The sequence below is a fragment of the Alkalilimnicola ehrlichii MLHE-1 genome (assembly GCF_000014785.1).
Lineage (GTDB): Bacteria > Pseudomonadota > Gammaproteobacteria > Nitrococcales > Halorhodospiraceae > Alkalilimnicola > Alkalilimnicola ehrlichii.
In genome coordinates this window covers 296,017-315,305 of record NC_008340.1, presented here as the reverse complement: position 1 = coordinate 315,305, position 19,289 = coordinate 296,017, and the positions used below count along the sequence as shown (strand labels likewise).

Genomic DNA, 19,289 nt, shown 5'->3' with positions numbered 1-19,289 from the left:
GGTATCCCCCCAATGCCTGAAATCCGCCCGTTGGCGAACCGTTGTGTCCTGGGCCAATAAACGGCAGACGCCGCCAGGTCTTGAGCGGCATCGCCGGGCGGCAAGGCTTGCCCTTACCGGAACCGGGCTGGCGGTGCCCGGTGCTATACTGGAGACCCACTTTTTGCAGTCGAGCCCGCAACGATGAGCCTGGACAAGAAATTGCTGGACATACTGTGCTGCCCGGTGACCAAGCAGCCGGTGCGCCTGCTGGAGGCGGATGCCCTGAAGCGACTCAACCAGCGGATCGAGCAGGGCGAGGTGCGGCATATGGACGACAGCCCGGTGGAGACGCCGCTGCGTGAGGCCCTGATCACGGAGAACGATCAGCGCATCTATCCGGTGGAGGACGGCATCCCGATCATGCTGGAGGAGCGCGCCATCCCGGCCTCCGCCGCCCGGCCGACCACCGAGGCGTGACCCGGGAAGCGCACCCCGCCACGGGCTCCACCCCGCCGCAGCCCACCCTGGCCGAGCTGCGCCGGTCCGCCCGCACCCGACTGGAGGCGGCGGGCAGCGACTCGCCGGCCGCGGACGCCGATGCCCTGCTGGCGCACGCGCTGGGGCGCGATCGCGCTTTTTTCCTGGCCCATCCCGAGCACCGTCCGCCGGCATCCAGCCTGGCCCGCTTCCGGCAACTCCTTGCCCGCCGTTTGGCCGGCGAGCCGGTGGCGCACCTGACGGGCCGCCGCGGTTTCTGGTCGCTGGAGCTGAAGGTGACGGCCGAGACGCTGATCCCCCGCCCGGAGACGGAGCTGCTGGTTGAGGCGGCGCTGGCCCGGGTTGACGGCGACCGGCAGCTCCGGGTGGCGGACCTGGGCACGGGCACCGGGGCCATTGCGCTGGCGCTGGCGGATGAGTGTCCGGCGTGGCGGGTGACGGCGGTGGAGGCCAGCGCCGGGGCCCTGGTGGTGGCCCGGGAGAACGCCCGCCGGTTAGGGCTGGCGGATCGGGTGCAGGTGGTGGCGGGGTCCTGGTTCGGCCCACTGGCCGGTGAGCGTTTTGATCTGGTGGTGAGCAATCCGCCCTATGTGGGCGTCCACGAGCCTGAGCTGTATGAGGGCGATGTGCGCTTCGAGCCGCGGTCGGCGCTGGCGGCCGGACGGGACGGGCTGGGTGACCTGCGGCGGATCGTCGGCGAGGCGCCGGGGCATCTGGTGGCCGGCGGTTGGTTGATGGTGGAGCACGGTTTTCAGCAGGGGGAGGCGGTGCGCCGACTGTTCCTGGAGGCCGGGTTCGGCGGGGTGGAGACCTTGCGGGACCTGGCCGGGCATGAGCGGGTGACGGTCGGGCGGCTGGACTGACAGCGCGCCTGGACGGGGTGTGTCGGCGGTTGGATGTCGGGGGTAGGGAGAAGGCTGAAGAGGCCTTAGGCCCGGTGGCTGCGGGAAGCCGCGGAACGGGGCGAGGCGGGGGTTCGGATGCGAATACGCCGTAAACCCATCCATGGGGGCTCGTAGGCAGCATCCCTGCTGCCTACGATTCGCATCCGAACCCCCGCCTCGCCCCTGTCGATTGAAAGGGTACTGGCTCGCGGAAGGCTGCTCTCGTGCCACCCTGGCTGCCCCAGTGCGCCCCTGTGCGCCCCGATTGATCCCGAGGTACTGCCCGCGGGCCGCATTGGTCTCCGTGACGCCGCCGCAAGCCCCGCTGACCAAGAACCCCCCCGGAGGCCGTTGGTGGGGCGGGTCACCGCAAGCCCACGGACCCACGAACCACCACGGACGATCACGACTTATCCAGCTACAAAAAGGCCGCCAGAGCCTAAACCCCGACGGCCACGATAAGCGAGGGCGCAAGGCACCCCGCGGCGCTGCTATTTCTTCTTCTTGGGGATATAGAGATCGGTCAGCGTCCCCTCCGCCGCCTCGGCGGCCATGGCCACGGTCTCGGACAGGGTTGGGTGCGGGTGCACCGTCAGGCCGATGTCCGCCGCCTCCGCGCCCATCTCGAGGGCCAGGGCCGCCTCGGCGATCAGGTCACCGGCGTTGGGGCCGACGATGCCGGCGCCAATCAGCTGCCCCGACTGCTCGTCGAACAACAGCTTGCTGATCCCGTCCTGGTAATTGAGCGACAGCGACCGTCCGTTGGCGGCCCAGGGGAAGGCGCCCTTCTCGTACGCAATCCCCTGCGCCTTCGCCTCCTCCTCGGTGATGCCCACCCAGGCCACCTCCGGGTCCGTGTAGGCCACCGATGGAATCGCCCGGGCATCCCAGGCGCTTTTCTCGCCCGCGATAACCTCCGCCGCCACCTTGCCCTCGTGCGACGCCTTGTGTGCCAGCATCGGCTGGCCGACGATGTCACCAATGGCATGGATGTGCGACACACCGGTGCGCATATACTCATCGACGTCGATGTAACCCTGATCATTGGGCTTGAGCCCGGTGGCCTCCAGGCCGATCAGGTCGGTGTTCGGCCGGCGCCCCACCGACAGCAGCACCCGGTCGAACCGGTCGCTCTCCGGCGCGTCCTTGCCCTCGAACTTCACCGTGATGCTCTTCTTGTTGGGCTTCAGCTCCTTGACCAGGGTGTTCAGGTGGATGGCGTCATAGCGCTTATCGATGCGCTTGCGCAGCACCTTCACCAAATCGGCGTCCGCGCCCGGCATCAGCCGGTCCGCCAGCTCCACCACCGTCACCTTGCTGCCCAACGCGTCGTACACACAGGCCATCTCCAGGCCGATGATGCCACCGCCGACCACCAGCAGCCGCTCCGGCACCTCCTCCAGCTCCAGCGCGCCGGTGGAGTCCATAACCCGGGGGTCGTCCACCGCCAGCGGGGGCGGGACCACCGGCCGGGAGCCGGCGGCGATGATGCAGTGCCGAAAACTGATGGTGCGCTTGCCCTCCTTACCGTCCACCTCCAGGTGGTAGGCGTCCTTGAAGGCCCCCTTGCCGGTCACCACCTCCACCTTGCGCTGTTTGGCCAGACCGGCCAGTCCGCCGGTCAACTTCTTGACCACGCTGGATTTCCAGTCGGCCAGCTTGCGGATGTCGATCTTGGGCTTACCGAAGGTGATGCCGTGGTCAGCGAACTGCTCCGCCTCGTCGATCACCTTGGCCGCGTGCAGCAAAGCCTTGGAGGGAATGCAGCCCACGTTCAGGCAAACGCCCCCCAGGGTCGGGTAGCGCTCCACCAGCACCGTCTTCAGGCCCAGGTCCGCCGCCCGGAAGGCGGCGGTGTAGCCGCCCGGGCCGGCGCCCAGTACCAGCACGTCGCAGTCGGCGTCCACCGGGGCATCCCCCTGCGGGGCGGCCGCCGGGGCGGGCCTGGTGGCCGCGGCCGGCGGTTCCGGCTCGGCGGGCTTTTCCGCCCTGCCGCCGCCGGTGGCGGGGGCCTCGCCCCCGGCCGTGGCTTCAGCCGCCTCGAGGGTGCAGACCACATCCCCCTCGGAGACCTTGTCGCCCACCTTGACCTTGACCTCCTTGACCACGCCCGCGTGGCTCGAAGGCACCTCCATTGAGGCCTTGTCCGACTCCAGGGTGATCAGCGACTGCTCCACCTCGATCTCGTCACCCGGGCTGACCAGCACCTCGATGACGTCCACCGCGTCGAAGTCGCCGATGTCCGGAACCTTCACTTCTACCAAATCTGCCATCTCGGGTATCCCCCGTCGGTTACAGCAACAGCCGGCGAATGTCGCCCAGGGCCTGAGCCAGCCAGGCGGTGAACCGGGCGCCGGCGGCGCCGTCAATCACCCGGTGGTCGTAGGACAGCGACAGTGGCAGCATCAACCGCGGCTCGAACTCGCTGCCGTTCCAGACCGGCTTCATGGACGAGCGGGAGACCCCGAGGATGGCCACCTCGGGCGCATTGACGATGGGCGTGAAGGCGGTACCGCCGATGCCGCCCAGGCTGGAAATGGTGAAGCAACCGCCCTGCATGTCCGACGGCCCCAGCTTGCCGTCACGCGCCTTGGCAGAGAGCGTGCCCAGGTCCTCGGCGATCTGGTAGACGCTCTTCCGGTCGGCATCGCGGATCACCGGTACCACCAGGCCATTGGGGGTATCCACCGCCACGCCAATGTTCACGTACTTCTTGAGGATCAGCTCATCACCGGCCGGCGCCAGGCTGCTGTTGAAGCGCGGGAAGGCCCGCAGCGCCGCCGCGGAGGCCTTCACCATGAAGGCCAGCGGGGTCAGCTTGACCCCGGCCTTTTCCGCCTCGGTCTTCATCGACTTGCGGAAGGCCTCCAGTTCGGTGATGTCCGCCTCGTCAAACTGGGTGACGTGGGGCACATTGAGCCAGGAGCGCTGCAGGTGCGGCCCGGAGAGCTTCTGGATGCGCGAGAGCGGCTGGCGCTCCACCTCGCCGAACTTGCTGAAGTCCACCTCGGGGATGGGCGGGATGCCGGCGCCACCGGCCTGCCCGGCCGGTGCCGCGGCCGCTCCGCCCCCCGCCAGGGCCTGCTTGACGTAGGCCTGGACGTCCTCCTTGAGGATGCGCCCCTTGCGGCCCGAGCCCCTGCCCTGCAACTGGCCCAGATCCACGCCCAGCTCACGGGCGAAGCGGCGGACCGCCGGGCTGGCGTGGGCGCGGCGATGGGCCTCGCGGTCGATGGGCGGCGGTGCCTGGGGCGGACGGGAGTCGGTGAGCAGGTAGGCGTTCGCCTTGTAGCTCTCCGGCGCCGCGGCCTCGCGCTGGCTGTCAGCGGCGTAGGTCTCGGCCGGCTCCTGGGACGGCTTTGCCGCCTCCCCTGCCTCCTTGGCTGGCGCGGAGGCCGTGGCACCCCCACCGGCACCCTGGCTCTCCAGCACGGCGACCGTATCCCCTTCGGAGACCTTGTCGCCCACCTTGACCTTGACCTCCTTGACCACGCCCGCGTGGCTCGAAGGCACCTCCATTGAGGCCTTGTCCGACTCCAGGGTGATCAGCGACTGCTCCTGCTCCACCGTGTCACCGGGGCTGACCAGCACCTCAATGACATCCACCTCGGCGAAATCACCAATGTCCGGAACCTTCACCTGGACGGCCTCACCGCCCCCGGCGGCTGGGGCATCGGAACCGCCGGCGGCTGGGGCGGACGCCCCGGCGTCGCTGCCCGTCGGGGCCTCGGCGGGCGAATCACCGCCCTCCTCGGCCTCCACCAAGACGACCACGTCCCCCTCGGAGACCTTGTCGCCCACCTTGATTTTGACCTCTTTGACCACCCCGGCCTCACTGGAGGGCACCTCCATGGAGGCCTTGTCCGACTCCAGGGTGATCAGCGATTGCTCCTTCTCGATCCGGTCGCCGGGGGCGACCAGCACCTCAATCACGTCCACCTCGGCGAAATCACCGATATCGGGGACGCGGACTTCTTTGACGTCTGCCATGTTGTTCTTCCTTCCGGCTGCTGGGCTTGCGACTCGACAGGGCCCGGGACACACCGCCCCGGGCCGGTTCTGGAGGGTCTAGGCCGTCCAGGGGTCGGGCCGCTCCGGGTCCACGCCGTACTTACGGATGGCCTCGGAGACCTTAGCCACCGGCACGACGCCGTCATCGGCCAGTGCCTTCAGTGCGGCCACCGCCACGTGGTAGCGGTCCACCTCGAAGAACTGGCGGAGCTTCTCGCGGGTATCCGAACGGCCATAGCCGTCCGTGCCCAGCACCCGGTAGGTGCGATCCATCCAAGGACGGATCTGGTCGGCGAAGGTGCGCATGTAGTCGGTCGCCGCAATCGCCGGCCCCGCGCGCCCCTTCAGGCATTCCTGCAGGTAGGGCACCCGGGGCTTCTTCGTCTCCGGATTCAGCGTGTTATAGCGCTCGGCGGACATGCCCTCACGGCGCACCTCGGTGAAGGAGGTAACGCTCCAGATGTCCGCCTCCACGCCGAAGTCCTGCTGCAACAGGTCGGCCGCCTCAATCACCTCGCGCAGGATGGAACCGGAGCCCATGAGCTGCACCCGCGGGGCCTTCTTCCTCCCAGAGCTCTTCTTGCCCTCGCGGAACAGGTACATGCCCTTGACGATGCCCTCCTCGGCACCCTTGGGCATGGCCGGCTGCCGGTAGTTCTCGTTGAGCATGGTGATGTAGTAGAAGCAGTTCTCCTGATCCACGTACATCCGCCGCAGCCCGTCCTGGATGAGCACCGCCATCTCGTAGGCAAAGGTGGGGTCATAGGCCCGACAGTTGGGGATGGTCGAGGCCAGCAGGTGGCTGTGGCCATCCTCGTGCTGCAACCCCTCGCCGTTCAGGGTGGTGCGGCCGGCGGTACCGCCCATCAGGAAGCCGCGCGCCTGCATGTCGCCGGCGGCCCAGGCCAGGTCCCCGATGCGCTGGAAGCCGAACATGGAGTAGTAGGCGTAGAAGGGCACCATGTTCACGCCATGGTTGCTGTAGCTGGTGCCCGCCGCAATCCAGGAGGAGAAGGCACCGGCCTCGTTGATCCCCTCCTGCAGGATCTGCCCCTTCTTGTCCTCCTTGTAATACATCAGCTGATCCGCATCCTGCGGGGTGTAGAGCTGACCGACGGAGGAGTAGATGCCCAGCTGGCGGAACAGCCCCTCCATGCCGAAGGTGCGCGCCTCGTCCGGCACGATGGGTACTATGTGCTTTTTCAGGTCCTTGTCGCGGGTGAGGATGGTCAGCGCCCGCACGAAGGCCATGGTGGTGGACATCTCGCGGTCGCCGCTGTCCTTCAGCAGCACGTCGAAGGCGGACAGCGCCGGCGCCTTCAGCGGCGCCGCCTCGGTGCGACGACTGGGCAGGTAGCCACCCAACGCCTGGCGGCGCTCGTGCAGGTACTTGATCTCCGGACTGTCATCGTCCGGCTTGTAGAAGGGCGCCTCGGCGATCTTATCGTCCGGGATCGGGATATCGAACCGATCGCGGAAGGCCTTGAGCGCCGCCTCACCCATCTTCTTCTGCTGGTGGGTGATGTTCTGGCCCTCGCCGGCCTCGCCCATGCCGTAGCCCTTCACCGTCTTCACCAGGATGACGGTGGGCTGGCCCTTGTGGTTGGCCGCCGCGTGGTAGGCGGCGTAGACCTTGTGCGGATCGTGGCCGCCGCGGTTGAGCCGGGCAATCTCCTCGTCGGACATGTGGGCCACCATGTCCTTGAGCTCCGGGTACTTGCCGAAGAAGTGCTCGCGGGTGTAGGCACCGCCCTTGGCCTTGAAGTTCTGGTACTCGCCGTCCACGCACTCTTCCATGCGCTTGCGCAGCAGCCCAGTGCGGTCGCGCTCCAGCAGCGCGTCCCAGCCGGAGCCCCAGATCAGCTTGATGACATTCCAGCCGGCGCCGCGGAACTCGCCCTCCAGCTCCTGGATAATCTTGGCGTTACCGCGGACCGGGCCGTCCAGCCGCTGCAGGTTGCAGTTGACCACGAACACCAAGTTGTCCAGCTTCTCGCGGGCGGCCAAGCCGATCGCCCCCAAGGACTCCGGCTCGTCCATCTCACCGTCGCCCATGAAGGCCCACACCTTGCGGCCCTCGGTGTCGATGACCTCGCGGTCATGCATGTACTTCATGAACCGGGCCTGGTAGATGGCCATGATCGGCCCCAGCCCCATGGAGACGGTGGGAAACTGCCAGAACTCCGGCATCAGCCAGGGGTGAGGATAGGAGGTAACGCCTTCACCTCCGACATCCTGGCGGAAATTGTGCAGTTGATCCTCGGTGAGGCGGCCCTCGAGGAATGCCCGGGCATAGATACCGGGCGCCGAATGGCCCTGGATGAAGACCATGTCGCCGCCGTGCTCGTCCGACGGCGCATGCCAGAAGTGGTTGAAACCGGTCTCGTAGAGCGTCGCCGCCGAGGCGTAGGAGGCGATGTGCCCCCCGATACCGTCATGCTCCTTGTTGGCCTGCACCACCATCGCCATGGCGTTCCAGCGCATGATCGAACGCAGGCGCCACTCCAGTTGGTGGTCTCCGGGGGAGCGGGCCTCAAGGTGGCGGGGGATGGTGTTCTCGTACGCAGTGGTGGCCTTGAAGGGGGCCACGCCGCCGCGTCGGCGGGTTTTCTCGACCAGTTGCTCCAGCAGGTACTGGGCGCGCTCGGGGCCCTCCTCCTCGATAACGGCCTCGAGTGCCTCGAGCCACTCCCGGGTCTCGAGCGGATCAACATCACCCTCTGGGAGGGGTTCAACTGCAGCCATGGGTTCACCTCTTGGGTTTAGCCACGCGCGCGGCGTCAGCGGCAGGGATCCGGAGTCGGAGGTCCCGAAATACCGGGCCTTTTGGGCCCTGTATCCGCGTCAGCCGAGACTGGTGGCGGCTTCGTTATGTTTAGGGGCCAGGCCTCGAAACCCAGACCGGCTGTTCTCATTGTGATGCCGGCCGGGCTCCCGAGCCGCAGCATGACCCCGTCGTTATGGTCCGCAAACCATCATAGTTACCCGAAACCCGTCTTGCCAGCACCCGTCAATGATTCTCACCGGGTGATGGGCCCGGAGCAGGCGTGGGTTTTTTTATCGACATGCCGGCCGTGACCGCGTAGCGCATGGCATCCTCCACGCTCATATCGATGGGGTGCACGCAGTCCCGGGGCAGCATCAGCGTGTAGCCCCCGATCTGGTAGCTCATGGGGGTATAGACCGCGATGGTGTCCCCGCCGCCGAGCGCGTCCGGCAATTGGGAGAAGTCCTCCCGGGTGACGATGCCGAGCAGGCGGAAGGGCACGCCGGGCAGGTCCACCACCACCACCTGCTGCATCTTGCGGGTGGCGTCGCCGGAGAAAAAGCCCATCAAGTCCTGAACCGCGCCGTAGATGGTCTTGATCACCGGCAGGCGGGTCATCAGCCCCTCGCCCCACTCCCAGATGCGCCGAAAGACGTAGGCCTGGAGCAGCACCCCCAGGGCGAAGACCAGACCGACCCCCGCAATCAAACCCAGTCCGGGGATGTAGAAGCTGGTGGGCAACACCCACTGGATGAGGCCGCCGAGGATGGCCTCGGCGGTGCTGCCCAGCCACCACAACACATAAACGGTGACCACGGCGGGCAGGATTGCCGCCAACCCCTTAAAGAACGTGCCGCCCAGCCGACGCACGGTGGTGTTGATCATCTGCCTGTCTCCCGACTTGCCACGTTGCATACGAGCATCGCCCATTTCCGCAGCGGGCGCAGCCGGATAAACTGCGTGGCATGAACAACCACCGCCGCCACCGCCCCCGCAAGCGCTTCGGGCAGAACTTTCTGCACGATCCCACACTGATCTCCCGCATGGTCAAGGCCATCCGCCCCCGGCCCGGCGACCCCCTGGTGGAGATCGGCCCCGGCGAGGGGGCACTCACCCTGCCGCTGCTGCGCGCCGCCGGGCGGCTGACCGCCGTGGAGCTGGACCGCGACCTGGTGGCCCCGCTGCAGGCGCGGGCCCGCACCGCCGGTGAATTGACCGTGCACCAGGCCGATGCCCTGCGCTTCGACTTCCGCCAGCTGGCCCCAGCACCGCCAGCACGGCTGCGGGTGGTGGGCAATCTACCCTATAACATCTCCACCCCGCTGCTCTTCCACCTTCTGGAGAGCGCCGATGTCATCCAGGACATGCACTTCACCCTGCAGAAGGAGGTGGTGGAGCGGCTGGCCGCACCGCCCGGCAGCAAGACCTACGGGCGGCTGTCGGTAATGGTGCAGTACCGCTGCGCGGTCACCAACCTGTTCCGGCTACCGCCGGGCGCCTTCCGCCCGCCGCCCAAGGTGGACTCCGCCTTCGTCCGGCTGGTGCCGCACGCCGAACCCACGGTGGACGTAGGCGACGAGCAGGCATTCGCCCGGCTGGTGACCCAGGCCTTCTCCCAGCGCCGCAAGACCCTACGCAACACCCTGCGCCCGTTAATGTCCGCTGACACCATTATCGGAGTCGGAATTGACCCCCGAGAACGGGCCGAGAATCTGTCCTTGGAGCAGTTTGCCGCCCTGAGCCAGGCCCACACCAGAACAAAACGGAACGCAAGCAGAGATACTCCTTGAGCCGCCCCATGCCCTCTTATCCTCACAATGCGTCGACTTGATGAAGGGACGCGGGCCCCATAGACTGCAGACGGAATCATGGACTTATGCCACGGAGCCGGCATGCAACAAGACAACGGACTGTACTTTCCCCTGCCGCGCGCAGGCGCTGAGGCGCCACCCACTCGGATCGGCCTGCGCGTCGATGCCCACAACTGGCTGACGCTGCTGCACCATCAGCGACGCCTGCGCGAGGCGGCCCGGGAGCCCCGTGCATGACCGACTCCATCGCCCCCCAGGTCTGGCCCGCGGGACCGCGCGGCCGCGACGACGACCTCTTCCACGAAGACCCGCGCCCCCTGTGCGCAACGTTCCTGTGGGCGGACATCGTCTATCTCACCGGCTCCGGCGAGTTCTGGCTGCTCAACGCCACAGCCGCCGCCGCGATGCACCACGCGGCCGACAAGCTGGCCGACATCGCCGCCGTGGACGACCGCGACGAGCGCAACCGGCGGCTGTCCGAGGAGGCGGGCGTGCTGGACAGCTTCCTGCCCGCGCATCCGGTCAGTTTCCTGGGGGAAGCGGACCGCCAACGGTTCGCGCAGACCCTCCAGCAGCTCGCCGCCCTTCAGGACGAGGCCCCGGACACGCTGCTGCAACGGGTGGTGGACGGCGTGCCTTTCCAGGGCACCACCAGCGTGAGCACCTCGCAATCCTGGTCCGGCGACCATTCAATGCCTTCGGCCGTACCGACCCAATGCCCGGAACCGGCACGCATCCACGAGAGCAACGACCATCTCGACGCACTTCAGGCCCTTTATCAACGCGGCCTGGACAAGGCCGAGAAGGCCGGCTATGTCGTCGATAGCGCCCTGGTCCACGGCGACAGCGAGGCGCGCATCCGCGAGGCGCTGCAGCGCTATCACCGGCGGCGGGAGCTTGCTTTCCAGGGTGCTCGGTCCCACCTGGAACAGGGTCAGGGCCTGCCACCGACGCGGCCGCTCCATAAGATCCTGGAGCAATACCGCCGGCATGTGGCGCTCTGCGACCAGGACCCGGTACCAGAGGCCGTCGAACGCTGCGAGATCGCCTCCGTGATCGAGCACTACATCCCGCAACTGGAGCAGGACTACCGCCACTACATCGACAGTCTCATCGAGCTGGCCGGGCTGGGCGTGGCCACCCCCGAGCTGGCGCTGGCTGAGGACCCGGACGCCGGCTTCGCCGACGGCGTGGACTACGTGGCCCGCTACTTCGCGACCCTGGACGAACTCGACGCCTTGCGCGAGGACGTGGACACGCGGCTCAGGGAGTGGGAACAGGGCACGGGCCGGGCCACCCCGCTGCCCATCTTCCTGTTCACCGACGAGCAGGCGCGGTTCGACCGGCTGCGCGAGCGCATGGACCGCCTCTACCGCACGGCCCGGCGCCGGGTGGACCGCACGCGCCCGAGGCGCGTCCTGCACTGGGACCTGGGCCCCGACGACATCCGCGACCCCGAACCCTACCGCCCGCCCCCGATCCACCGGCTGGTGCGCGCCGACTTCCCCCTGCGCGAGTTCAGCGGCCCCGGTCGGCAGCGCACCCTCGATCACCTGAGCCTGCACCAGCTGGGCGAGACCCGCCCCCACTACGCCCGCCAGCGCGATGCCGCCATCGCGCACGACAGCCGCACGGTCACCGAGCCCCGCTCCCTGCCCGACACGGCACTGACCGGGTGGCTCACCCGACGCGGCTGCCGGCGGCTCGACTGGAACCCCGACTGGCACAGCGAGCCGCTCGGGCTGTTCGAGCCGGAACGCTTCTTCCACGACCTCGACCACCAGGGCCTGGTCATCGACCGCCTTGCCGACGACAGCGCCCGGGAGGAGTGGGGCCGGCGCCTGCGCCGGATCCTGTTCGCCGACCCGCTCAACCACCCCATGCGCCTGTTCGATGCCAGTGGCCCGGCGCAGCTCCTGCGCCTGCTGGCCGGCGCATACGCCGAGCCCGACCGGCGCGACCGGGCGCTGTCCGGGGAGGCACCCCTGTGGCTGCGCCGGCCCGGACCCGTGGCGCAGGCCGAACCGGAGACAGCCGCTTCCGGAAACGGCGCCCGCATCGGCCTGACCGCCCGCTACCAGGACACCGCCGGCATCGACACCGGGGGCAACGCCGGCGGCCGGACGGTCAGTGTGGCCCCCAGCCTCGCTCTCGACGAGCTGGGCATCACCGCCACCGTGGCCCGCGGGCAGCACGGCTCGCCGGTCGTGTTGCGATTGCGCGGCCAGCACGCCTTCGACTTCGGCCGTGGCGAGATCGCCCTCGCGCCCATCCAGCTGCCCGATCCCGCCAAGGCGGAGCCGGTCATCGTCCCGTTCGGGCTGGAGGCGGATCACCCGGACGCCCGCTCCATCGGCCGCTACTGCCTGCACATCGAGCCCGTGCTCCACGGCCATGCCGCCGTGTCCGTGGCGCTGGGCGGCGGCGTCGGGCTCGACACCGCCGGGGGCCGTCTCGCCGTCAACGGCCTCGCCCCCGTGGAGCGCGACGGCGTCGATGCCCGACTGGAGGCCTTCGCCGGCACCGGACTGGCCGGCCACAACCACTGCCGTCTGCTCTGGCAGCCGCCGGCGAACCTGCTCGCGCGCCTGCCGCGCTACCAGGCCATGGCCGAGATCGACCGCGCGGGCTACGCCCGGGACGAGGCCCGCCAGTGGAAAACCCTGACCGCCGCCGAGATCAACCCCGAGGTGCGCGTCGGCGTCGGCGGCGAGGCCGCCTTCCGGCTCGGCCTGCACAACGGCCGCTTCGTGCTGCACGCCTCCCTGCGCCTGGTGCTCGGCGTCGGCGGCGGGGGCAGCGTGCGCCTGGCGCTTGACCCCCGCCACCTCGACCTCTGGCTCGCCATGATGCACCAGGCGCTGGTGGAGGTCGGCTACGAGCGCGTCGACTGGATCGACGAAGACGCCTTCGAGGAGATGAGCCGCCTGGCCTATCTCGCCGCCATCACCCTGGTCGAACCCGCCCTGCTCCTGCTGCGCGGCACCCACCGACTGCGCCAGATGATCGAGTGGTTTACCCGGGACCGGGACATGGCCAGCCGGATCGCCTACACCATCGTCAACGACCCGCAACGGGACGCCATTGCCGCCTGGGTGCGCCAGCTACCGCCCGAGGCCCTGGGGCCGCTGTTATACACCCTGACCAGTCGGCCGCAGGCGTTCGAGGTGGAGATTCAGCGGGATGGCCAGAAGCAAGTACAGCGGTTCGGGCGTGAACAGGCTCTTGTGTTCCACCAACGGGCGATCCTCAACTGCCTGCAATGGATCGTCTCCGGCGTCATGGCCGGCGTCTACGGCCCCCGACGCGACTTCTCCGCAGAGCACCCGCACCCGGCGCAGAAGCTGTTTGAAAAGGCCGTGGTGCGCATGGCCCGAGACGGACAGCCTACCGACGAATCGAGGGCCGATGCGTATGCCGAGAACCGAGGGCGGCTGGACAATTTCATGTCAGCAGGCAGCGGACAGCTGGAGCAACAGGACCGTCAATGGAAATACAGACAGAATGCCGGCTGGCTTTCCCGTCACATTCAGTAGAAAGGCAAGCGTGCGGCGACAAGAGCCAGTTTGCTCAGGGTTAACAAAGGTCTTGGCAATGCCCCGCAAAAAAATTCTAGTGTTCATCCTCATCGTTGGCTTATGGGCCGGCACGGCTCAACCCAACGATGGAGAAGACAAAACATCCCTGAAGCTCAATGCCGAGCAGCAACAGGCTAAAGAAGAAGGAATGCGCCTGTGGGGCCTGCATGAATGGATCGACATGCAGCCGCCGCTGGAAGAAGCGGCCGGGGCCGGTGATGTCGAGGCCATCTACTACCTGGGCGAGGCGAACCGGCTACTGGATCGCGGCATGTCCCGCGAGGCCATCGACTGGTACCACCGCGCGGCGCAGGGCGGGGATCCCCATGCCATGCTCCGGCTCGAACACGGCATGATCTGCAAGTTGGCTGACATTTGCCCCGAGAAATATGAAGCGTGGGTGGACAAGGCTCTCGAGCAGGAACTACCCAAGGCCGAACATGGTGACCCGATCGCCATGTCGACCCTATTTGATGTCTACAACATGCTCGGGGAACCCCGCACGGCCCTAGACTGGCTGGAACGTGCCGCCGAGGCCGGAAACCCGGAGGCCCAAGATTGGCTGGGAACTATCACCCAGGAACGCTCCGGCGAATGGCCCCCGCAGCTGAAAGACGTCGAAGCCGCCGAGCCCTGGTTCCGCAAGGCCGCCGAGCAGGGCTATGCCCCGGCCATATACAACCTCGTGGGGAATCTAATTCGGCAAGAAAAAATGGAAGCGGCGTGGAACTGGGTCGTTGAAGGTTCGGAGCGTGGGCATATTCGGAAGCGCATTACCTACGGATTTTGTCACCTCGCCCCAGGGGAGTTGATTGATTACTGCTACCCGGACGAACCCGATCCCGTCAAAGGGTGGGCCATATTGCACGCGCTGTATGAAGAAACACGAGCTAGCACGGCCGAGAGCCTTCTGGAGCGATACGGGGAGCGCCTATCCGACGAAGAAATCGCCGAAGCCGAAGAACTCGCCGAGGACTGGCTGAACCGCGAGCCCCCACTGTCCTACTTCCCGCCCAAGTACGGCCTGTAGCGAAATGCTCCTGTTTTGGCAGGTCACCACCCTGACTGGTTGGCGCTCCTGGCGGGGCTGCCGCCGGCCCGAGTCGGAGGAGCAGAGCGAGCCGGAGACCGAGGCCCCCGGAACCGGCGCCCGCATCGGCCTGACCGCCCGCTACCAGGACACCGCCGGCATCGACACCGGGGGCAACGCCGGCGGCCGGACGGTCAGCGTGGCCCCCAGCCTTGCCTTCGACGAGCTGGGCATCACCGCCACCGTGGCCCGCGGGCAGCACGGCTTGCCGGTCGTGTTGCGATTGCGCGGCCAGCACGCCTTCGATTTCGGTCGTGGCGAGATCGCCCTCGCGCCCATCCAGCTGCCCGACCCCTCCAAGGCGGAGCCGGTCATCGTCCCCTTCGGGCTTGATGCCGATCACCCCGATGCCCGCTCCATCGGCCGCTACTGCCTGCACATCGAGCCCGTGCTCCACGGCCATGCCGCCGTCTCCGTGGCGCTGGGCGGCGGCGTCGGGCTCGACACCGCCGGGGGGCGTCTCGCCGTCAACGGCCTCGCCCCCGTGGAGCGCGACGGCGTCGATGCCCGACTGGAGGCCTTCGCCGGCACCGGACTGGCCGGCCACAACCACTGCCGTCTGCTCTGGCAGCCGCCGGCGAACCTGCTCGCGCGCCTGCCGCGCTACCAGGCCATGGCCGAGATCGACCGCGCGGGCTACGCCCGGGACGAGGCCCGCCAGTGGAAAACCCTGACCCGTGCCGAGATCAACCCCGAAGTACGCGTCGGGGTCGGCGGCGAGGCCGCCTTCCGGCTCGGCCTGCACAACGGCCGCTTCGTGCTGCACGCCTCCCTGCGCCTGGTGCTCGGCGTCGGCGGCGGGGGCAGCGTGCGCCTGGCCCTCGACACCCGCCACCTCGACCTCTGGCTCGCCATGATGCACCAGGCGCTGGTGGAGGTCGGCTACGAGCGCGTCGACTGGATCGACGAAGACGCCTTCGAGGAGATGAGCCGCCTGGCCTACCTCGCCGCCATCACCCTGGTCGAACCCGCCCTGCTCCTGCTGCGCGGCACCCACCGCCTGCGCCAGCTGATCGAATGGTTCACCCGGGAGCGGGACATGGCCAGCCGGATCGCCTACGAACTCGCCGCCGAGGAACCGCCCAACCTCCGGTATGACCCGGAGGCCAGTCGGGAACACCACAAGCGCGTCCAGCAACTGCGCGCCTGGGTGCGCCAACTGCCGCCCGAGGCCCTCGGGCCGCTGCTTTATACCCTGACCAGTCAGCCGCAGGCGTTCGAGGTGGAGGAGAACCAATACAACGTGGAGCAAGCACGAGGATTCCACCAGCGGGCGATCCTCAACTGCCTGCAATGGATTGTCTCCGGCGTCCTGGCCGGCGTCTACGGGCCCCGGCGCGAGTTCTCCGCAGAGCACCCGAACCCGGCGCAGAAGTTGTTTGAAAAGGCCGTGGTGCGCATGGCCCGAGACGGACAGCCTACCGACGAATCCAGGGCCAAAGCCTATGCCGAGAATCGACAAAGACTGGATGGGTTTATGCCGATTCCATCGCCTACCGGGGCGGGCCGGGAAGATCGCATGCGGTACGACAGGGCTGTTCACAATCTTTCCAGACACCTTCCTCCGGTGGACTAGGAACCAGCGCACTAAAAGAAGGCGGATCAGGCATCCAATGCCGGAGATTGCACTATGAACTCAAGCACTGTCAGATGGCCACTGACCGGATTCATGGCGCTGCTGATCGCAGTGGGGTCCACTAGCGCGCTCAGCAGCGCCGACACGGCACGTGAACTAAATGAAGAAGCCCGGCAGGCGAAGGAAGAAGGCATGCGCTTGTACGGCATCCGGTGGCGAAGCGTGGCCATCCACCACCTCGAAAAGGCCGCCGAGGCAGGCGATGTAGAGTCCATGTACACCCTTGGCGAGATCTACCGCTTTATGGACCGTGGCATGTCCCGCGAGGCCATCGACTGGTACCACCGCGCGGCGGAGGGCGGGGATCCCTACGCCATGCTTCGTCTGAATTGGGGCATGATCTGCGAGCTGGCCGACATCTGCCCCGAAGAGCATGACTCCTGGGCAAAAATGGCTCTGGACCAGGAACTCCCCAAAGCCGAGGAAGGGGATCCGGATGCCATGCTTGCACTGTATTCAGTCTATGTTGCGCTGGAGGACGTGGAAGAGGGTCGAAACTGGTTGCGCAACGCCGCCGCAGCCGGCCTTCCCCAGGCACAAGACCTGTGGGCGAGTCGTATTCAGGAACGCTCCGGCGACTGGCCCCCGCGAGCAGAAGACGTCAAGGCCGCCGAGCAGGGCTACGCCCCGGCCATGAATAACCTGGCCGGCAATCTCTGGCGACAGGACGACGTCGAGGGCTCATGGAAATGGGTCGTGCGCGGGTCCGAGCACGGCTATGTAAATAATCGAGTGACTTACGGTCGGTGCCATCTCAAGCCCGAGGACCGGCCTTACTGCCCCAATGACAGCGATCCGATCAAGGGCTGGCTGAACCGCGAACCCCCGCTGTCCTACTTCCCGCCCAAGTACGGCCTGTAGCGGAGACGACCGGCTTGGACGCATAGTGCCGGGGCGGAAGTCGCAACACGGCGACCAGCCCCGACGCATCCGCTCAAAAGACCAAAGGAAAGCCCCCGCCCTTGGGGGCCCAGCGAGGGCTCGCGCCGCCTATCTGCTTGATCGCCCTCTGGGCGTGGTCCAGAATATTCAGGCTGTCCCCGAGTTGCACCGCACCTGATAGAAAGCCACCGCGCGGAAGGCGGGCCAAAAGCCCGTCCGCAACTCGACCCGACACTAATTCTAAGGAGGACGAATGAGCCAGCACATCCAATACCCCGAGAGCGGTGAGAAAATCACAATAAAAGACGGCAAGCTCTCGGTGCCGGACAACCCCATCATCGGTTGTGTGGAAGGCGACGGCATCGGCCCCGACATCACCCGCGCCTGCCTGCGCATATGGGATGCTGCGGTGGAGCACGCCTACAAGGGCAAGCGCAAGATCCACTGGGCCGAGCTGTTCATGGGCGAGAAAGCCGCGGCGAAGTACGACGGCAACTACTTCCCCGACGAGACCAAAGAAGCCCTCAAAGACCTGCTGATCTCCATCAAAGGCCCCCTGACCACCCCGGTCGGCGGTGGCTTCCGCTCCCTCAACGTCTCCCTGCGCCAGGAGCTGGACCTGTACGCCTGTGTGCGCCCGGTGCGCCACTACGCCGGCGTGCCCTCGCCGCTGAAAAAGCCCGAGGACGTGGACGTGGTGATCTTCCGTGAGAACACCGAGGACGTCTACGCCGGCCTGGAGTACCAGAGCGGCAGCGACGAGAACAAAAAGCTCGCCAAGTTCCTGCGCGAGGAGATGGGCGCGGACTTCTTCGAGGACGCCGGCCTGGGCATCAAGCCGATCAGCGCCTACGGCTCCAAGCGCCTGGTGCGCAAGGCCATTCAGTACGCCATCGACAACAACCGCGAATCGGTGACCCTGGTCCACAAGGGCAACATCATGAAGTTCACCGAAGGTGCCTTCCGCACCTGGGGTTACGAGGTGGCGCGCGAGGAGTTTGGCGACCAGACCATCACCGAGGAGGAGCTCTACTCCACCTATGGTGGTAAGCGCCCCGAGGGCAAGGTGGTCATCAAGGACCGCATCGCCGACATCATCTTCCAGCTGCTGCAGCTCCGCCCGGCCGACTTCGACGTGCTGGCCACCATGAACCTCAACGGCGACTACCTCTCCGACGCCGCCGCGGCCGAGGTGGGCGGCATCGGCATCGCCCCGGGTGCCAACATGGCGGACCACGTGGCCGTGTTCGAGGCCACCCACGGCACCGCGCCCAAGTACGCCGGCCAGGACAAGGTCAACCCCGGCTCGCTGCTCTTCTCCGGCGTTATGCTGCTGGAGCACATCGGCTGGCAGGAGGCCGCAGACCTGATCACCGCCGCTTACCAGGACGTGGTCACCGCCCGCATCGTCACCTACGACTTCGCCCGCCAGCTCGAGGGCGCCACCGAGGTCAAGACCAGCCAGTTCGCCGACGCCATCATCGACCAGATGCGCGGCAAGATCGACGTGGCCAAGATCCGCCGCGAGCGTGAAGAGGCCGTCGAGCGCGAGCGCAAGGCCCGCGAGCAGCGCCGTGTGGTGGCCCCGCTGGAGGAGATGATCGCCTCCGGCCGCACGCCGCACACCGTGGGCGACCTGATGAACCCCAACCCGGTCACCGTACCCGCCGAAACCAGCGTCGAGGACGCCATGCACCTGATGCGCGAAAAGCGCATCTCCAGCGTGATCACCGAACCGGGCACTGAGGGCGAGTGGGGTATCATGACGCAACGCGATGTGCTCAGCCGCATCGTCTCCAAGAACCGCACGCCGTCGACGGTGCAGGTTGAGGAGATCGCCAGCCGGCCGCTGGTCACCACCCCGGTGGACACCAGCCTGCACGACTGCGCCGAGATCATGTCCGAGTCCAACATCCGCCGTATGGTGGTCATGGACAACAACAACAAGCCGGTAGGCATCATCTCCGACACCGACATCTTCGCCAGCGTGGAGCAGTTCGGTCTGCCGGAGTAAGCAACACGGCCCCTTAGGGCAGCGCCCCACGGCCTGTTGTCTTAAGCCCCGGAGCGGCCCCGCCGCCCGGGGTTTTTTCATGGTCTGGACGGCCGAAGGCTTTCCCCCGTCATCGCGAGGGCCGAAGGCTTTCCCC

At 67.3% G+C, this 19,289-nt stretch carries 13 protein-coding genes and 1 pseudogene; 10 read left to right on the top strand and 4 right to left on the bottom strand.

Translation table 11 applies throughout. The features are described 5' to 3' along the window. Positions 1-183 precede the first annotated feature (183 nt). Positions 184-459, top strand: a complete 276-nt coding sequence (locus tag MLG_RS01365) for a Trm112 family protein (RefSeq protein WP_011628024.1) — start codon at positions 184-186, stop codon at positions 457-459. After that, positions 456-1,343, top strand: a complete 888-nt coding sequence (gene prmC, locus MLG_RS01360; RefSeq protein ID WP_011628023.1) for a peptide chain release factor N(5)-glutamine methyltransferase — start codon at positions 456-458, stop codon at positions 1,341-1,343. The genes MLG_RS01365 and prmC overlap by 4 nt, the downstream gene beginning before the upstream one ends. Before the next feature lie 512 nt (positions 1,344-1,855). On the opposite strand, the gene lpdA is transcribed toward prmC, so the two are convergent. The 4 genes from lpdA to MLG_RS01340 all read right to left on the bottom strand — a co-directional run bounded on the left by lpdA (position 1,856) and on the right by MLG_RS01340 (position 9,012). Beyond that, positions 1,856-3,637, bottom strand: coding sequence for a dihydrolipoyl dehydrogenase (lpdA, locus tag MLG_RS01355; protein WP_011628022.1), 1,782 nt, complete (start codon positions 3,635-3,637; stop codon positions 1,856-1,858). A 19-nt stretch (positions 3,638-3,656) separates the two neighbouring features. After that, the gene (gene aceF, locus MLG_RS01350; protein ID WP_011628021.1) at positions 3,657-5,354 is read right to left on the bottom strand and encodes a dihydrolipoyllysine-residue acetyltransferase; all 1,698 of its coding nucleotides are present in this window, start codon (positions 5,352-5,354) and stop codon (positions 3,657-3,659) included. Between the two features lie 78 nt (positions 5,355-5,432). Then, entirely contained in the window at positions 5,433-8,120 is a 2,688-nt protein-coding gene (aceE, locus tag MLG_RS01345) for a pyruvate dehydrogenase (acetyl-transferring), homodimeric type (protein WP_011628020.1), read from the bottom strand. Between the two features lie 265 nt (positions 8,121-8,385). Further along, entirely contained in the window at positions 8,386-9,012 is a 627-nt protein-coding gene (locus MLG_RS01340) for a DUF502 domain-containing protein (protein WP_049753635.1), read from the bottom strand. A 95-nt stretch (positions 9,013-9,107) separates the two neighbouring features. Between MLG_RS01340 and rsmA the strand changes: the two genes are divergently transcribed. The 8 genes and pseudogenes from rsmA to MLG_RS15625 all read left to right on the top strand — a co-directional run bounded on the left by rsmA (position 9,108) and on the right by MLG_RS15625 (position 19,153). Continuing rightward, a complete protein-coding gene (gene rsmA, locus MLG_RS01335) occupies positions 9,108-9,932 on the top strand; it encodes a 16S rRNA (adenine(1518)-N(6)/adenine(1519)-N(6))-dimethyltransferase RsmA (RefSeq protein WP_011628018.1) in 825 nt (274 codons plus the stop codon). Between the two features lie 102 nt (positions 9,933-10,034). Beyond that, positions 10,035-10,190, top strand: coding sequence for a hypothetical protein (locus MLG_RS15320; RefSeq protein ID WP_156774616.1), 156 nt, complete (start codon positions 10,035-10,037; stop codon positions 10,188-10,190). Continuing rightward, positions 10,187-13,489 (top strand): hypothetical protein, encoded by a 3,303-nt coding sequence (locus MLG_RS01330; RefSeq protein ID WP_011628017.1) that lies wholly within the window; start codon positions 10,187-10,189, stop codon positions 13,487-13,489. Before MLG_RS15320 ends, MLG_RS01330 begins: the two co-directional genes overlap by 4 nt. Before the next feature lie 58 nt (positions 13,490-13,547). Further along, complete coding sequence (locus MLG_RS01325) at positions 13,548-14,561, top strand: tetratricopeptide repeat protein (protein ID WP_049753499.1); 1,014 nt, start codon at positions 13,548-13,550, stop codon at positions 14,559-14,561. Positions 14,562-14,565: 4 nt separating this feature from the next. Continuing rightward, positions 14,566-16,197, top strand: a complete 1,632-nt coding sequence (locus MLG_RS01320; RefSeq protein WP_011628015.1) for a hypothetical protein — start codon at positions 14,566-14,568, stop codon at positions 16,195-16,197. Positions 16,198-16,290: 93 nt separating this feature from the next. Further along, entirely contained in the window at positions 16,291-17,118 is an 828-nt protein-coding gene (locus tag MLG_RS01315) for a tetratricopeptide repeat protein (protein ID WP_232209273.1), read from the top strand. 274 nt (positions 17,119-17,392) lie between these two features. After that, positions 17,393-18,631, top strand: a pseudogene (gene icd / locus MLG_RS01310) (isocitrate dehydrogenase (NADP(+))); the annotation flags it as partial. Further along, entirely contained in the window at positions 18,629-19,153 is a 525-nt protein-coding gene (locus MLG_RS15625; RefSeq protein ID WP_332247288.1) for a CBS domain-containing protein, read from the top strand. The pseudogene icd and the gene MLG_RS15625, both read left to right, overlap by 3 nt. Positions 19,154-19,289 lie beyond the last annotated feature (136 nt).

Excerpts from the sequence above, each read along its gene's own strand:
- MLG_RS01365 (WP_011628024.1), top strand. The coding sequence starts at position 184 with ATGAGCCTGGACAAGAAATTGCTGGACATACTGTGCTGCCCGGTGACC.
- lpdA (WP_011628022.1), bottom strand. The coding sequence starts at position 3,637 with ATGGCAGATTTGGTAGAAGTGAAGGTTCCGGACATCGGCGACTTCGAC.
- aceF (WP_011628021.1), bottom strand. The coding sequence starts at position 5,354 with ATGGCAGACGTCAAAGAAGTCCGCGTCCCCGATATCGGTGATTTCGCC.
- aceE (WP_011628020.1), bottom strand. The coding sequence starts at position 8,120 with ATGGCTGCAGTTGAACCCCTCCCAGAGGGTGATGTTGATCCGCTCGAG.
- rsmA (WP_011628018.1), top strand. The coding sequence starts at position 9,108 with ATGAACAACCACCGCCGCCACCGCCCCCGCAAGCGCTTCGGGCAGAAC.
- MLG_RS15320 (WP_156774616.1), top strand. The coding sequence starts at position 10,035 with ATGCAACAAGACAACGGACTGTACTTTCCCCTGCCGCGCGCAGGCGCT.
- MLG_RS01330 (WP_011628017.1), top strand. The coding sequence starts at position 10,187 with ATGACCGACTCCATCGCCCCCCAGGTCTGGCCCGCGGGACCGCGCGGC.
- MLG_RS01325 (WP_049753499.1), top strand. The coding sequence starts at position 13,548 with ATGCCCCGCAAAAAAATTCTAGTGTTCATCCTCATCGTTGGCTTATGG.
- MLG_RS01320 (WP_011628015.1), top strand. The coding sequence starts at position 14,566 with ATGCTCCTGTTTTGGCAGGTCACCACCCTGACTGGTTGGCGCTCCTGG.
- MLG_RS01315 (WP_232209273.1), top strand. The coding sequence starts at position 16,291 with ATGGCGCTGCTGATCGCAGTGGGGTCCACTAGCGCGCTCAGCAGCGCC.
- MLG_RS15625 (WP_332247288.1), top strand. The coding sequence starts at position 18,629 with ATGCGCGGCAAGATCGACGTGGCCAAGATCCGCCGCGAGCGTGAAGAG.